The organism is Streptomyces sp. NPDC087428 (genome assembly GCF_044744085.1).
Classification (GTDB): domain Bacteria; phylum Actinomycetota; class Actinomycetes; order Streptomycetales; family Streptomycetaceae; genus Streptomyces.
In genome coordinates this window covers 78,586-93,110 of record NZ_JBIUXR010000015.1, presented here as the reverse complement: position 1 = coordinate 93,110, position 14,525 = coordinate 78,586, and the positions used below count along the sequence as shown (strand labels likewise).

Sequence of the window (14,525 nt, the reverse complement as noted above, 5' to 3'; positions counted from 1 at the left end):
AAGCGTTACCCGAGCGACTACGCTGGGCGTCTCACCCATTGGACTTCAGAGCAGGAGGGCCGGCTGTGACCACCGAGGTGCGCCGTCTGCGCAACTACATCAACGGAGAGTTCCGTGACGCCGCCGACGGGCGGACCATCGACGTGGTCAACCCGGTGACGGAAGAGGTCTACGCGACCTCGCCGCTCTCCGGCGCCGCCGACGTCGATGCCGCCATGGACGCCGCCGCCGCGGCCTTCCCCGCCTGGCGCGACGCCACCCCCGCCGAACGCCAGCGCGCCCTGCTGAAGATCGCGGACGCCTTCGAGGAGCGCGCCGAGGACCTCATCGCGGCCGAGTCGGAGAACACCGGCAAGCCGGTCGGGCTCACCCGCACCGAGGAACTCCCGCCGATGGTCGACCAGATCCGCTTCTTCGCGGGTGCCGCCCGGCTGCTGGAGGGGCGTTCGGCCGGCGAGTACATGGAGGGGCTCACCTCCATCGTCCGCCGCGAGCCGGTCGGTGTCTGCGCCCAGGTCGCGCCGTGGAACTACCCGATGATGATGGCCGTCTGGAAGTTCGCCCCGGCGCTCGCCGCGGGCAACACCGTCGTCATCAAGCCCTCCGACACCACCCCGGCGTCCACCGTGCTGATCGCCGAGATCATCGGGCAGATCGTGCCCAAGGGCGTCTTCAACGTCATCTGCGGAGACCGGGACACCGGCCGCGCGATGGTGGAGCACAAGACCCCCGCGATGGCCTCCATCACCGGTTCGGTACGGGCCGGCATGCAGGTCGCCGAGTCCGCCGCCAAGGACGTCAAGCGGGTCCACCTGGAGCTCGGCGGCAAGGCGCCGGTCGTCGTGTTCGAGGACACCGACATCGCCAAGGCCGTCGAGGACATCTCGGTCGCCGGCTACTTCAACGCCGGGCAGGACTGCACGGCCGCGACCCGCGTCCTGGTCCACGAGTCCATCCACGACGAGTTCGTCACCGCGCTGGCCAAGGCGGCGGCCGACACGAAGACCGGCCTGCCGGACGACGAGGACGTGCTCTACGGCCCCCTCAACAACGCCAACCAGCTCGCACAGGTCAGCGGCTTCATCGAGCGGCTCCCCGCCCACGCCAAGGTCGAGGCGGGCGGCCACCGGGTCGGCGAGAAGGGCTACTTCTACGCTCCCACCGTCGTCTCCGGCCTCAAGCAGGACGACGAGATCATCCAGCACGAGGTCTTCGGCCCGGTCATCACCGTTCAGTCCTTCCGCGACGAGGCGCAGGCGCTGGAGTGGGCGAACGGCGTCGAGTACGCCCTGGCCTCCTCGGTGTGGACCAAGGACCACGGCCGCGCCATGCGGATGTCCAAGAACCTCGACTTCGGCTGTGTGTGGATCAACACCCACATTCCGCTCGTCGCCGAGATGCCGCACGGCGGATTCAAGAAGTCCGGCTACGGCAAGGACCTCTCCGCCTACGGCTTCGAGGACTACACCCGGATCAAGCACGTCATGACCTCGCTCGACGGCTGACCGCCGCGGCGAACCGTACGGACGCGGCCCCGGGCTCCCGCCCGGGGCCGCGTCCGTGCTCCCGGACCCGCCCGGCATCGACAGGGTGTGCGCGGGGGGCGGCCACCGCTGGACGGTTGGTCCATTGCCCGCGGCACCCGCCGACCGGCATCCTGCGCAGGTGCGAGCAATCCCGAAGAACCCCATGTCCCGCCGGTCCCTGCTCCGCGCCCTCGGGGCGGGGGCGGCCGGAGCCACGCTGGCCGGCTGCGGAGTGCCCGCCGCCTACGTGAAGCCCGGCGACCGTGCCGGACGCGACTCCTCCGCGGGCGACCACACCCTGCACTTCGCCAACTGGCCGCTCTACATCGACACCGATGACACGAACCAGTCGAAGCGGCCCACCCTGGACGCCTTCAGCAAACGCACCGGGATCTCCGTCACGTACACCGAGGAGATCAACGACAACGACGAGTTCTTCGGGAAGATCAGCCCCGCGCTGATGAACCACCAGCAGACCGGGCGCGACCTCATCGTCATCAGCGACTGGATGGCCGCCCGGTTCGTCCGGCTCGGCTGGGTCCAGGAGATGGACCGGGCCAAGCAGCCCAATGTGACGAAGTACCTCGATCCGCAGCTGCGCTCGCCCGCCTTCGACAAGGGCCGTACCCACAGCGTGCCCTGGCAGTCCGGGATCACCGGCATCGCGTACAACCGCAAGAGGCTCGGCCGCGAGATCCGGCACCTGAGCGACCTGTGGGCGCCCGACCTGCGCGGCAAGGTGACGCTGCTCTCCGGGCTCGACGAGTCCTTCGCCCTGCTGATGCAGGGCAACGGCGTCGACATCACCCGCTGGAAGCGCGACGACTTCTACGACATCTGCGACCAGGTGGAGAAGCTGGTGAAGACGAAGCACATCCGCCGCTTCACCGGCAACGACTACATCAAGGACCTCTCCACCGGCGATGTGCTCGCCTGCCAGGCCTACTCCGGCGATGTCATCCAGCTCCAGGCGGACAACCCGGAGATCGAGTTCGTGGTGCCGGAGGAGGGGGCCGAGCTCTGGGCGGAATCACTCATGATCCCCAACCTCGCCCACCACAAGCGCAACGCCGAGAGGCTCGTCGACTACTACTACGAGCCCGAGGTCGCCGCCGAACTGGCGACCTGGGTCAACTACGTCTGCCCGGTCCCGGCCGCCCGCGACGTACTGGCCTCCTCCAAGGACGAGGAGACCGCCGCACTCGCCGAGGACCCGCTGATCTTCCCCGACGACGCCATGCGCAAACGGCTCGCCATCGCCCGCGACATCACGTCCGAGGAGCGCACCGGGTTCGCCAAGAAATGGAACTCCATCGTCGGCCTGTGAGGCCCTGCCCGGGGCGTCTGTGACGAGGGCCTTGTCCGGGCACAGTTGAGGTTCAGCGGCACCACGCGGAATGCGCGTGGTGCCGTTTCGTTGTGGGGCGGCGCGGTTCTTTCCGGCGACCTGCCTCAGCCTGCGTCTCCGCTCCAGTTGGTTGTTTCGCCATGCTGTCAATTATTTTCAATATCTGAGCGACATCTTGTGTTCATGTGTTCGTGATGCTTGAGTGTCAGGCGCTTCCCTCTCCCCCCATCTCCCCCACCGGGAAGCGCAGCCCCACAAGCATTGGAGTGTCATGCGCATGTCATCCCCCACGCGTCATTCGTACGTTCTCGCCGTCGCGGTCGCCCTCGTGGGCACGGTCATCGGCGTCACCGGTCAGGCCTCCGCCCAGCAGGCGCCGCCGCCCAGTGCGGCCGCGGCAGGCGCCACCCTCCCCTTCAGCTCCGCAGAGGCGGAGTCCGCCTCCACCACCGGTCAGAAGATCGGCCCCGACTACACCCAGGGCACCCTTGCCTCCGAGGCCTCCGGCCGGCAGGCGGTGCGCCTGACCGGCGGGCAGAGCGTGGAGTTCACCCTGGACAGGGCGGCCAACGCCGTGAACGTCGCCTACAGCGTCCCAGACGGGCAGAGCGGTTCACTCGCCGTCTACGTCAACGGCACCAAGCTCGACGCGTCCCTGGCCGTCACCTCCAAGTACAGCTACGTCGACACCCCCTGGATCGCCGGCGCCAGGAGCCATCACCTCTTCGACAACGCCCGCCTCCTCCTCGGCCGCGACGCGCAGGCCGGCGACAAGGTGAAGCTGGAGGCCGCCTCCACCGAGGTCACCGTCGACGTCGCCGACTTCGAGCAGGTCGACGCGCCCGCCGCCGAGCCGTCGGGCGCGGTCTCCGTCGTCGACAAGGGCGCCGACGCCACCGGACAGCAGGACTCCACGCAGGCCTTCCGCGACGCGATCACCGAGGCCAGGGCCGTCGGCGGCACCGTGTGGATCCCGGCGGGCGACTTCAAGCTGGACTCCGAGCTCAGCGGCGTCGAGAACGTGACGATCCAGGGCGCCGGCAGCTGGCACTCGGTCGTGCACGCCTCACGGTTCATCAACCAGAGCAGCTCGGCCGGCAAGGTCGCCCTCAAGGACTTCGCGGTCATCGGCGAGGTCACCGAGCGGGTCGACAGCAATCCGGACAACTTCGTCAACGGATCGCTCGGCCCGGACTCCCGGGTCAGCGGCATGTGGTTGCAGCACCTCAAGGTCGGCCTCTGGCTGACCGGCAACAACGACAACCTGGTCGTCGAGAACAACCGGATCCTGGACACCACCGCGGACGGCCTGAACCTCAACGGCACGGCCCACGGCGTGCAGGTGCGCAACAACTTCCTGCGCAACCAGGGTGACGACTCGCTCGCGATGTGGTCGCTGAACGCCGCCGACACCGGCTCCACCTTCGCGAACAACACCATCTCCCAGCCCAACCTGGCGAACGGCATCGCCATCTACGGCGGCAGCGACATCACCGTCAAGGACAACCTGATCAGCGACACCAACGCCCTCGGCAGCGGTATCGCCATCTCCAACCAGAAGTTCGCCGACCCGTTCTTCCCCCTCGGCGGCACCATCACGGTCTCCGGGAACACCCTCGTACGCACCGGGGCCGTCAACCCCAACTGGGGACACCCGATGGGCGCGCTGCGCGTGGACGCGTACGACAGCGCCATCGAGGCGAACGTGAACATCACCGACACCACCATCAAGGACAGCCCCTACAGCGCCTACGAGTTCGTCTCGGGCGGCGGCACCGGCCAGGCCGTCAAGAACGTCACCGTCGACGGGTCCGCCGTCGACGGGGTCGGCACCGTCGTCGTCCAGGCCGAGACGCCCGGTGCCGTGAAGATGTCGGGCGTCACGGCCACTGAGGTCGGTGCGGCCGGCGTCTACAACTGCTCCTACCCCGAGGGCTCCGGCACCTTCACGCTCACCGACGGCGGCGGCAACTCCGGCTGGGACACCACCTGGGACGACTGCTCCGCCTGGCCCCAGCCGGGCGGCGGCGAGTAGCGGCGACCAGTGGCAACTCCTGCGAACGATCTCGGCAATCCCCCCACATCGAGAGGAACGCACGCTGTGACCAGAAGAGACTGGAGCCGGCGGAGTATCGCCGTCACGCTCGGCGCCGCACTGACCGCCGCCTGGCTGCTGCCGACCGCCGCAGAGGCGGCGCCGGTGGCACCCGAGACGTCCGCCGCCGCGGCCGCCCGGGGCGCCTCGGCCCCGTACGACGAGTACGAGGCGGAGGACGGCACCTACGACGGCACCCTGCTGGAGACGGACGCCACCCGCACCTTCGGGCACACCAACTTCGCCACCGAGTCCTCGGGGCGCAAGTCGGTACGCCTCGACTCCACCGGCCAGCACGTGGAGTTCACTTCGACCGGCAGCACCAATTCCGTCGTCGTCCGCAACTCGATCCCCGACGCGCCGGGCGGAGGCGGCCAGCAGAAGACGCTGAGCCTCTATGCCGACGGCACGTTCGTGCAGAAGCTGGACCTGTCGTCCAAGCACAGCTGGCTCTACGGCAGCACGGACGAGCCGGAAGGCCTGACGAACACCCCCGGCGGTGACGCGCGCCGTCTGTTCGACGAGTCGCACGCCCTGCTCGACAAGACCTACCCCGCGGGCACCACCTTCCGGCTCCAGCGCGACGCCGGTGACGACGCCGCGTACTACGTCGTCGACCTGGTCGACCTGGAGCAGGTGGCACCGCCCACGCCCAAGCCCGCCGAGTGCACCTCGATCACCGAGTACGGCGCGGTCCCCGACGACGGGATAGACGACACGGACGCGATCCAGAAGGCCGTCACTGCCAACCAGAACGGTGAGATCGACTGTGTGTGGATCCCGGCCGGGCAGTGGCGGCAGGAGCAGAAGATCCTGACCGACGATCCGCTGAACCGGGGCCAGTACAACCAGGTCGGTATCCGCGACGTCACGATCCGCGGTGCCGGCATGTGGCACTCGCAGCTGTACACCCTGACTCCGCCGCAGGACGCGGGCGGCATCAACCACCCGCACGAGGGCAACTTCGGCTTCGACATCGACGACAACACCAAGATCTCGGACATCGCGATCTTCGGCTCCGGCACCATCCGGGGCGGCGACGGCAATGCCGAGGGCGGCGTCGGTCTCAACGGACGCTTCGGCAAGAACACCAAGATCACCAACGTGTGGATCGAGCACGCCAACGTCGCCACCTGGGTCGGCCGCGACTACAGCAACATCCCGGAGCTGTGGGGGCCGGGTGACGGACTCGAATTCAGCGGGATGCGCATCCGCAACACCTACGCCGACGGCATCAACTTCACCAACGGCACCCACAACTCCTCCGTCACCGACTCGTCCTTCCGCAACACCGGGGACGACGCGCTGGCGGTGTGGGCGAGCAAGTACGTCAAGGACCCCTCGACGGACGTCGGCCACGACAACGCCTTCGTCAACAACACCGTGCAGCTGCCCTGGCGGGCCAACGGCATCGCGGTGTACGGCGGCTACGGCAACAAGATCGAGAACAACTTGGTGTACGACACCATGAACTACCCCGGCATCATGCTGGCCACCGACCACGACCCGGTGCCCTTCTCCGGGGAGACCCTGATCGCGAACAACGGGCTCTACCGCACCGGCGGCGCGTTCTGGAACGAGGACCAGGAGTTCGGGGCGATCACCCTGTTCGCACAGGGCTCCGACATCCCCGGCGTCACCATCCGTGACACCGACATCCAGGACTCGACCTACGACGGTATCCAGTTCAAGACCGGCGGAGGCGCCATCCCGGACGCCAGGATCAGCGATGTGACGATCTCCGGGTCACCCAACGGCTCCGGCATCCTCGCCATGGGCGGCGCACGAGGCAGCGCGACGCTGACCGGTGTGACGATCAGCGGCTCGCGCGACGGGGACGTCCTGGTCGAACCCGGATCGCAGTTCGTGATCGACGGGGGTGCGGCGCGGTCCGCCGCCGAGGTGCGGGGGAGCGGGCAGGGACGGTAGACACCCTGCCGCTTCGCCGGGCCGCCCGGATCCAGGACACGGATCCGGGCGGCCCGGTGGCGTCGCGTGCGCCCCGCTCACTCCGTGTCCGGTGCCCCGAACGCCGCCACCATGATGTTCATCGCCGTGGCGTTCATGTCCGCACCCTTCGCGTCCGTCGCGTTGACGCTGTAGACGAGCGTCCTGGACAGGCCGGGGGTGGCGGCGATGGCCGTGTTGTAGCCCCAGCGGCCGCCCGTCTTGCCCCACACCTCGCGGCCGCCCAGCCTGATCACCGACAGGCCCGCGCTGTACGCGGCGGGCTTGCCCGTGCCGTACTCGCGCACCGACGCGTCCGGCAGCGTGAACATCTCCCGGAGCAGCGGTCCCCGCACCAGCCGGCCGCCGAACAGCGCCTCGGTGAAGCGTTCCAGGTCGGCGGTGGTCGAGATCAGCTCCCCCGCGGCCCACGCGTCGCTCGCCCCCCACACCGTGACGTCACGCAGCTCGCCGGACGGCCCGAAGACCTGGTAGCCGTGGTTGTGCGGGCCGCGGATCGCCGGATCGGTGCCGGGGAAGTACGTGTCGCCCAGCCGCAGGGGCTTCAGGATGCGGCGCGAGACCTGCGAGGCGTACGTGTCACCGGTGACCCGCTCGATCAGCAGCCCTGCCACGGTGTAGCCGATGTTGGCGTAGTGCTGCTGCGTGCCGGGTGCGAAGTCCGGTTCGAGCGCGGTCGCGTCGCGCACGTCGTCCACCGGATCGTGCGGGTCGAAGCGGTGCGCGTACCACTCCTCCAGGGTGTCGCCGTTGCCCGGGTCCGGGGACGGGATGCCGCTCGTGTGGTTCAGCAACTGCCGCACGGTGACCTGCCCGTACGCCGCCGGGATCAGGTCCGGCAGGTAGGGCCGGGCCGGCCGGTCGAGGTCGAGTTTCCCCTCGCCGGCCAGTTGCAGCACCACGGCAGCCGTGAAGACCTTGGTGACCGAGCCGACCCGGAAGCGCCCGTCCGGGTCGGCAGGGCGGCCGGAGGTCAGATCGTGGACGCCGGCGCTGCCCCGCCAGGCGCCGTCGGTGCCGCCGACCCGGACCAGCGCGGCCGTCGCGTCGTCCGCCGGGAGCCCGCTGATCGCGGCCCGCAGCGCCTCGGCGTCCGGTGCCCGACCGGTGGACGGGCCCGGGGCGGGGTGCGCGCCCGCCGGGACGCGGTCCCCGGCGGAGGCGGGCGCGGCGGTTGCCCCGGCGATGCCGAGGGCCAGCGCCGTGGCGAGGACGATACGTGTGGTGCGGGTGTTCATGGCCGGTGCCTCCGGGGTGCGGTATCCGTAACTGCCTTCGGAATCAATCCTGTTGATCCGGGCGCCCGGACGGATCACCCGGCCGGGCGGTCCTCGGCACCGGAATTCCTCACCCGCGCGGGGGAGCCGGGACCGTCCCTCCCTCCGGCGAGGGAGTGACGACACCGCACTCGTACGCACAGATCACGGCCTGGATCCGGTCGCGCAGCCCCAGCTTGGACAGCACATTGCCGACATGGGTCTTCACCGTGTGCTCGCTCACCACCAGCGCGGCCGCGATCTCCGCGTTCGACAGACCGCGGGCCAGAAGCAGCAGCGTCTCGCGCTCACGGCCGGTCAGCACGTCCAGGCGCGCCGACGGCATGACCGCCGGGGCGGCCGGGCGCGAGGTGTACTCGGCGATCAGCCGACGCGCCACCGACGGTGCGAGCAGTGACTCCCCGGCCGCCACCACCCGTACCGCGTGCACCAGGTCGTCGCGGCGGACGTCCTTCAGCAGGAAGCCGCTCGCCCCCGCGCGCAGCGCCTCGAAGACGTACTCGTCGGAGTCGAAGGTCGTCAGCATGACCGTCCGGCAGCCGGTCCGCGCACTGATCGCGCGGCACGCCTCGATGCCGTCCGTGCCGGGCATCCGGATGTCGAGCAGCGCCACCTCCGGCGCCAGCCGCCGTACCGCCTCCACCGCCTCCGCACCGTCGCCCGCCTCCGCCACCACCTCTATGTCCGGCTGCGCGTCCAGGATCATCGCGAAGCCGCTGCGTACCAGCTCCTGGTCGTCCGCCACCACCACACGGATCGTCAATGCCCCACCCCTGCTGTTCTGTCCGGTGCCGTCCTCGGAATCGTCACCCTCACCTCGAACCCCCGCTCGCCCGGCGCCGGACCGGTGCGCGCCGTGCCTCCGTGCGCGGCGGCGCGTTCCCGAATGCCGATCAGCCCCAGACCGGTGCCGGCCCCGGGGCCGCGCCCGTCGTCGGTGACCGTCAGGGTCAGCTCCCCGGGGCCGTGGTCCAGCCGGATCCGGACGGTCTCGGCGTCCGCGTGCCTGACCACGTTGGTCAGGGCCTCCTGCACCATCCGGTAGACGGTCGTCTCGACGGCCGGCCCCGGCGCCCGCGGATCGCCCGTCACCTCGTACGACACCGCGAGGCCGCTGCCGCGCACCCGCTCGACGAGCCCCAGCAGCCCGGCCAGCGCCGGCTGCGGTTCGCGCGGTGCGCCGGCGGGCTCGTCGTTCTCGCGCAGCACGCCGAGCATGCGTCGCAGCTGCACCATGGCGTCGCGGCCCGTCTCCGAGATCGCGTCGAACGCGGCCTCCGCCCGGTCCGGTGCCGTACGCACCGCCACCGGTCCCGCTTCCGCCTGGACGATCATCAGGCTGACCGCGTGGGACAGGATGTCGTGCATCTCCCGGGCGATCCTGGCCCGTTCGCGGGCCGCGGCCTGCTCGGCCTCGATGCGGTGCGTCAGCTCCAGCTGGCGGGCCCGGTCCTCCACCGCCCGCAGATACGCCTTCCGGGTCACGGCGAGCCGGCCGAAGGCGTAGGCCGCGGCGAACACGAACAGCGAGAAGAGCAGCTCCCGCATGTCGGTGCTGTCCAGCCCGGTCGAGGCCAGCACCGCAACCGCCGTGATCAGCGCGATGGCGCTCCGTTTCGGCGGCGAGGACAGCTCGGCCACGGTGTAGAAGGCCACCAGTCCGGTGTACGGGAGCGGCTGGCCCGGCCCGTCGACGGCGAACTTGTACAGGGCGCCGGCCGCGAGCACCGCGATGAGCACCGCGACGGGGGCGTGGCGGCGGGCCACCAGCGGCAGCACCAGCAGGGTCGTCAGCCCGTACGACGTCCATGTCGCGGCCGGCAGCTCCGGGGCGCGTGGCACGACGAACGGCATGGTGACGGCGGCCTGCACCAGCAGGGCGATGAGCAGGTCGACGGTGCGCGGCCCGGCCGCGAGGACCCTCGCCGTGACGTCCCGTATGTGCACCGGGGCGCCCTCAGCGCTTCCGCGCCACCGCGCCGAACTGGGCCACCCCGGTGGCCCGGGTGCCGGGCGCGGGCCGCCAGTGCGCGCATGAGACGATCCCCGGCTCGACCAGGTCCATCCCGCTCAGGAACGCGGCGAACTCGAAGCGGCTGCGGGCGGTGATCGGGGGCGTGGCGTTCTCGTTCCAGAACCGCATCGCCGCCTCGTTGCCCTCGCCGCCCAGCTCCAGCGTGGGATGGGTGAGGACCAGATAGCTGCCCGACGGCACCGCCTCCATCAGCCGCCGCACGATGCGCAGCGCCTCGTCCGTGTCCAGGACGAAGTTGAGGATGCCCAGGAGCATGACCGCGACCGGCTGCTCCAGGTCGAGCGTCGGCCGGGCCGCCCGCAGGATCTCCTCGGGGTGGCGGGCGTCCGCGTCGATGTACTCGGTCGCACCCTCCGGCGAGCTGGTGAGCAGCGAGCGGGCGTGCGCCAGCACGATCGGGTCGTTGTCGACGTACACGACACGGGCGTCGGGCGCGGTGTGCTGCGCGACCTCATGGGTGTTCTCCGCGGTCGGCAGACCGGTACCGATGTCCAGGAACTGGCCGATGCCCGCGTCACCGGCCAGATACCGCACCGCCCGGCCCAGGAACGCCCGGTCGGCCCGCGCCACTTCGCCGATGCTCGGGTACATGCCGCTGACCCGGTCGCCGACCGCCCGGTCCACCGGGAAGTGGTCCCTCCCGCCGAGCCAGTAGTTCCAGACCCGGGCGTTGTGGGCGATGTCGGAACGGACCCGGGCGGATAAGGAGTTGCTGCGGGGATCGGACACGTCTGCTCCTCTGGCGCCTGGCCTGGCATCGGGACGATGAGGTGCGTCCATGATGCCGGACCGATCAAGGGGCGGCGTCTCCCGCGGAGCCGGTGATCAGGGTGTGCAGCACATCGATCCGGTTGGTGGTGATGGAGTCCACCCCGTGGCGGAGCAGCCGTCGCATGGTGCGCCCGGTGTCCGCCGTCCAGGCGGAGACCAGCAGCCCGTCCCGGTGGTTGCGGTCCGCCAGCTCCCGGCTCACCAGGCCGAACCGGTAGTTCAGCCAGCGCGGCCGCACCGCCGCCAGCAGGGCCGCCCGCGGCGGTGCGAGGGTCGTCCAGGTCATCGCGATCTCGGCGGACGGATCGGCGGCCCGTACCCGCAGCATCGCCTCCGGGCCCGCGCAGTAGTAGGCCCGCTCACCGGCCCCGCACTCCCGGACCGTCCCGACGATCTTCCGCACCGAGTCCTCCGTGGAGCCCGGCACATCGACCATGACGCGGTGCGCCCCGACGGCGAGCAGCGCCTCGCGCAGGGTCGGCACGCCCCCTGCCGTCAGCTCGGTCAGCTCCTGCCGGGTGAGCCGGTCCAGCCGCAGGTCATGGCCCCACAGCCGCGCCAGAGTGGCGTCGTGCAGCAGGACAGGCACGCCGTCGCGGGTGACCCGGACATCGATCTCGACCGCGTCCGCCCCCCGTTGGAGGGCGGAGCGGATCGAGGGGAGGGTGTTCTCGCGGACACGGTACGGATCGCCGCGATGGGCGACAGCGGTGACAGGGGTGGCCATGGGGCCATTGTCACCACCGGAGGGTCACCGGCCGGTGCCCTCCAGCCAGCTCGTCGTGTACGTGTCGATCTCGCCGCTCAGCGTGCGCTTGCCGGCCGGGTCGAGGAAGGACGCCTCGACGGCGTTCTTCGCGAGCGCGGCGAGCCCCCGTTCGTCGAGGCCGAGGAGGCGGGCCGCCACCCCGTACTCGTTGTTGAGGTCGGTGCCGAACATGGGCGGGTCGTCGCTGTTGATCGTGACCAGCACACCGGCCTCCACCATCTCCCGGACCGGGTGCTGCTCGATGTCCGCCACCGCGCGGGTCGCGATGTTCGACGTGGGGCAGACCTCCAGCGCGATGCGGTGCTCGGCGAGGTGCGCCAGCAGCTCCGGGTCGCGGACGGAGCTGGTGCCGTGGCCGATGCGTTCGGCGCGCAGCGTGGTCAGCGCGTCCCAGACCGTCTGCGGTCCGGTGGTCTCGCCGGCGTGCGGTACGGAGTGCAGGCCCGCGGCGATGGCTCGGTCGAAGTAGGGCTTGAACTGCGGGCGGTCCACCCCGATCTCGGGGCCGCCGAGGCCGAACGAGACGAGCCCCTCCGGCCGCAGGTCCAGGGCGAGCCGGGTGGTCTCCTCGGCGGCTTCGAGTCCGGCCTCTCCGGGGATGTCGAAGCACCAGCGCAGCACCACCCCGAGCTCGGCCTCCGCCGCCTTGCGGGCATCCTCTATGGCCTCCATGAAGCCCTGCTCCGGAATGCCTCGGCGGGTCGAGGAGAAGGGGGTGACGGTCAGTTCCGCGTAACGGATGTTCTGCCGCGCCATGTCGCGGGCGACCTCGAAGGTCAGCAGCCGGACGTCCTCCGGGGTGCGGACCAGGTCCACGACCGAGAGGTAGACGTCGATGAAGTGGCCGAAGTCCGTGAAGGAGAAGTAGTCGGCCAGCGCCTCGGGGGCGGTGGGGACCTTGGAGTCGGGGTGGTGCGCGGCCAGCTCGGCGACGATGCGGGGCGAGGCCGAACCGACGTGGTGAACATGGAGTTCGGCCTTGGGCAGCCCCGCGATGAAGGGGTGCAGATCGGTCATCGGATCCTCCGGGGGCAGGGGGTGGTGCGGGGCCCGGCCCCATGGGGGAACCGGGCGGGGGACGGAAGTCATCGTAGGACGGGGGCTGGCCGTAGCATGACGGGCATCACGATGGGGGAGGCCCATGTCAGACAACACAGAGCAGCCCGCGGACGGGGCCGTGCCGCGCGATCCGTGGGCTCCGCCGGACAACAGGGTGCCGCTGGACAAGAAGGAGCCCGAGGACGCCGGCCCGCCGGCCGTCCACGACCAGCGGACCGTCACCTCGATGCCGCCCACCGCACCGGGCCCCGGGCCTGACGCGGGCGGGGAGCCGGGTGCCGGGAACGGCCCCGCACCCGGGGCCGGATTCGGCGTCCCACCGGAGGCGGGGCAGCCGTCCGGCCCCGGCGGCTGGTACGGCCCGGGGGCCGTACCGCCACCGCCGGTCGGCCCGAACGGTCCGGGTCAGCAGGCCCCGCCGCCCGCCGGTCAGTACGGCTACCCGGCGCCCCCGCCGCCCGCCGGCCAGTACGGCTACCCGGCGCCCCAGCAGCCCGCCGGTCAGTACGGCTACCCGGCCCCGCAGGCCCCGCAGTACGGCGGCGGCTACCCGGGATACCCCGGCTACGGCCAGACCGTCTGGGGCGGGCCCCAGCCCGCGAACGGGCTCGGGATCGCCTCCATGGTGCTCGGGATCATCGCGGTGGCCGTCTTCTGCATGTACGGCCTCGGCGTGATCCTCGGCGTGCTCGCGCTGATCTTCGGTCTGATAGGCCGGGGCCGGGTCAGCCGGGGCGAGGCGGACAACGGCGGCGTGGCCCTCGCGGGCATCATCCTCGGCTCGGTCGGCATCGTCGTCAGCGCCGTGTTCCTGGGGGTGGTCATCTGGGCCGCCACCGGTGACCACTTCGAAGAGGAGAGTGACTCCGGTTACGAGCCGATGTCGGCGTCGCTGGTCGTCGATTCCCCGGCCGTCGGTGTGCCGCGGTAAAGGCCGGCCGGCGGTGTGACGGTGCCGCCGCGGTCACCGGACGTTCCCGGTGACCCCCCTTCGCGCTGTCGCGCGTGGCCCGTGGGGCGGTGGGAATTCGACCCACCGCCCCACGGGCCGTCTCATATGGCCGGGGCCTCCGCCCCAGCCGCGGCACGCAGCCCGGTCCGCGCGTCCATCAGCGCGAACCCGAGCAGATTCAGCCCCCGCCAGGCCGCCGGGTCCTCCGCACGCGGATCGTCCGCCGCCAGCCCGATGCCCCAGATCCGGTCCATCGGGCTCGCCTCGACCAGTACCCGGTCGCCCGTGCCCAGCAGGAACTGCCGCAGCGCCGGGTCCTGGCCGAACTTGTGGCGGCTGCCCGCCACCACGAGCCCGTACCGCTCGCGCTCCCAGAGGGCCTCGTCGAAACCGCGGACCAGCCGGCCCGCCTTCTTCGCCTCGGCCGGGCTCTTCGCCGCCACCGCCGTGGTCTCCGCCTCCGCGTCACCGAACAGCCGCGCCTTGCCGGCCATCATCCAGTGCTCGGCCGACGCGTACGTCACCCCGTCGACCGTGAACGGCGACAGCCACCACTGACTGAGGCAGCTCGCCCCGATCGTTCCCTCGGGGCGCGGCCGGTGCCCCCAGAACCTCAGAAACTTCACCCTCTCGCCCCGGCCGGTCCGCGCCACGAGGTCATCGATGTGTTCCATGACACGGGAGTCTGGCATCCGCCACTGACACTACGTACGGGGAATTCCGCA

The 14,525-nt window shown here is 70.9% G+C and carries 12 protein-coding genes; 5 read left to right on the top strand and 7 right to left on the bottom strand.

Features of this window, described 5'->3' with window-relative positions:
- Positions 1–65: 65 nt before the first annotated feature.
- The 4 genes from ACIO3R_RS29550 (at position 66) to ACIO3R_RS29535 (ending at position 6,898) form a co-directional block, all read left to right on the top strand.
- Positions 66–1,505 (top strand): gamma-aminobutyraldehyde dehydrogenase, encoded by a 1,440-nt coding sequence (locus tag ACIO3R_RS29550; RefSeq protein ID WP_401294760.1) that lies wholly within the window; start codon positions 66–68, stop codon positions 1,503–1,505.
- A 184-nt stretch (positions 1,506–1,689) separates the two neighbouring features.
- Positions 1,690–2,853 carry a spermidine/putrescine ABC transporter substrate-binding protein gene (locus ACIO3R_RS29545; protein ID WP_385040122.1) on the top strand — a complete coding sequence of 388 codons (1,164 nt, stop codon included), beginning with the start codon at positions 1,690–1,692 and terminating at the stop codon, positions 2,851–2,853.
- A gap of 292 nt (positions 2,854–3,145) precedes the next feature.
- Positions 3,146–4,909, top strand: coding sequence for a glycosyl hydrolase family 28-related protein (locus ACIO3R_RS29540; RefSeq protein WP_402110059.1), 1,764 nt, complete (start codon positions 3,146–3,148; stop codon positions 4,907–4,909).
- A gap of 66 nt (positions 4,910–4,975) precedes the next feature.
- Complete coding sequence (locus ACIO3R_RS29535) at positions 4,976–6,898, top strand: glycosyl hydrolase family 28-related protein (RefSeq protein ID WP_402110057.1); 1,923 nt, start codon at positions 4,976–4,978, stop codon at positions 6,896–6,898.
- A gap of 77 nt (positions 6,899–6,975) precedes the next feature.
- Here ACIO3R_RS29535 and ACIO3R_RS29530 read toward each other — a convergent pair whose 3' ends face one another.
- The 6 genes from ACIO3R_RS29530 to ACIO3R_RS29505 form a co-directional block, all read right to left on the bottom strand.
- Complete coding sequence (locus tag ACIO3R_RS29530; RefSeq protein ID WP_402110056.1) at positions 6,976–8,175, bottom strand: serine hydrolase domain-containing protein; 1,200 nt, start codon at positions 8,173–8,175, stop codon at positions 6,976–6,978.
- 109 nt (positions 8,176–8,284) lie between these two features.
- On the bottom strand, positions 8,285–8,977 hold the full coding sequence (locus ACIO3R_RS29525) for a response regulator (RefSeq protein ID WP_385040107.1): 693 nt from the start codon (positions 8,975–8,977) through the stop codon (positions 8,285–8,287).
- On the bottom strand, positions 8,974–10,068 hold the full coding sequence (locus ACIO3R_RS29520) for a sensor histidine kinase (protein WP_385040116.1): 1,095 nt from the start codon (positions 10,066–10,068) through the stop codon (positions 8,974–8,976). The genes ACIO3R_RS29525 and ACIO3R_RS29520 overlap by 4 nt, the downstream gene beginning before the upstream one ends.
- Positions 10,069–10,171: 103 nt before the next feature.
- Entirely contained in the window at positions 10,172–10,978 is an 807-nt protein-coding gene (locus tag ACIO3R_RS29515) for an SAM-dependent methyltransferase (RefSeq protein ID WP_385040104.1), read from the bottom strand.
- A 64-nt stretch (positions 10,979–11,042) separates the two neighbouring features.
- The gene (locus ACIO3R_RS29510; protein ID WP_385040101.1) at positions 11,043–11,747 is read right to left on the bottom strand and encodes a glycerophosphodiester phosphodiesterase; all 705 of its coding nucleotides are present in this window, start codon (positions 11,745–11,747) and stop codon (positions 11,043–11,045) included.
- A gap of 24 nt (positions 11,748–11,771) precedes the next feature.
- On the bottom strand, positions 11,772–12,806 hold the full coding sequence (locus tag ACIO3R_RS29505) for an adenosine deaminase (protein WP_402110055.1): 1,035 nt from the start codon (positions 12,804–12,806) through the stop codon (positions 11,772–11,774).
- Positions 12,807–12,930: 124 nt separating this feature from the next.
- Between ACIO3R_RS29505 and ACIO3R_RS29500 the strand changes: the two genes are divergently transcribed.
- A complete protein-coding gene (locus tag ACIO3R_RS29500) occupies positions 12,931–13,779 on the top strand; it encodes a DUF4190 domain-containing protein (protein WP_402110053.1) in 849 nt (282 codons plus the stop codon).
- Between the two features lie 122 nt (positions 13,780–13,901).
- Here ACIO3R_RS29500 and ACIO3R_RS29495 read toward each other — a convergent pair whose 3' ends face one another.
- Positions 13,902–14,474, bottom strand: coding sequence for an NADAR family protein (locus ACIO3R_RS29495; protein WP_402110052.1), 573 nt, complete (start codon positions 14,472–14,474; stop codon positions 13,902–13,904).
- Between the last annotated feature and the right edge of the window lie 51 nt (positions 14,475–14,525).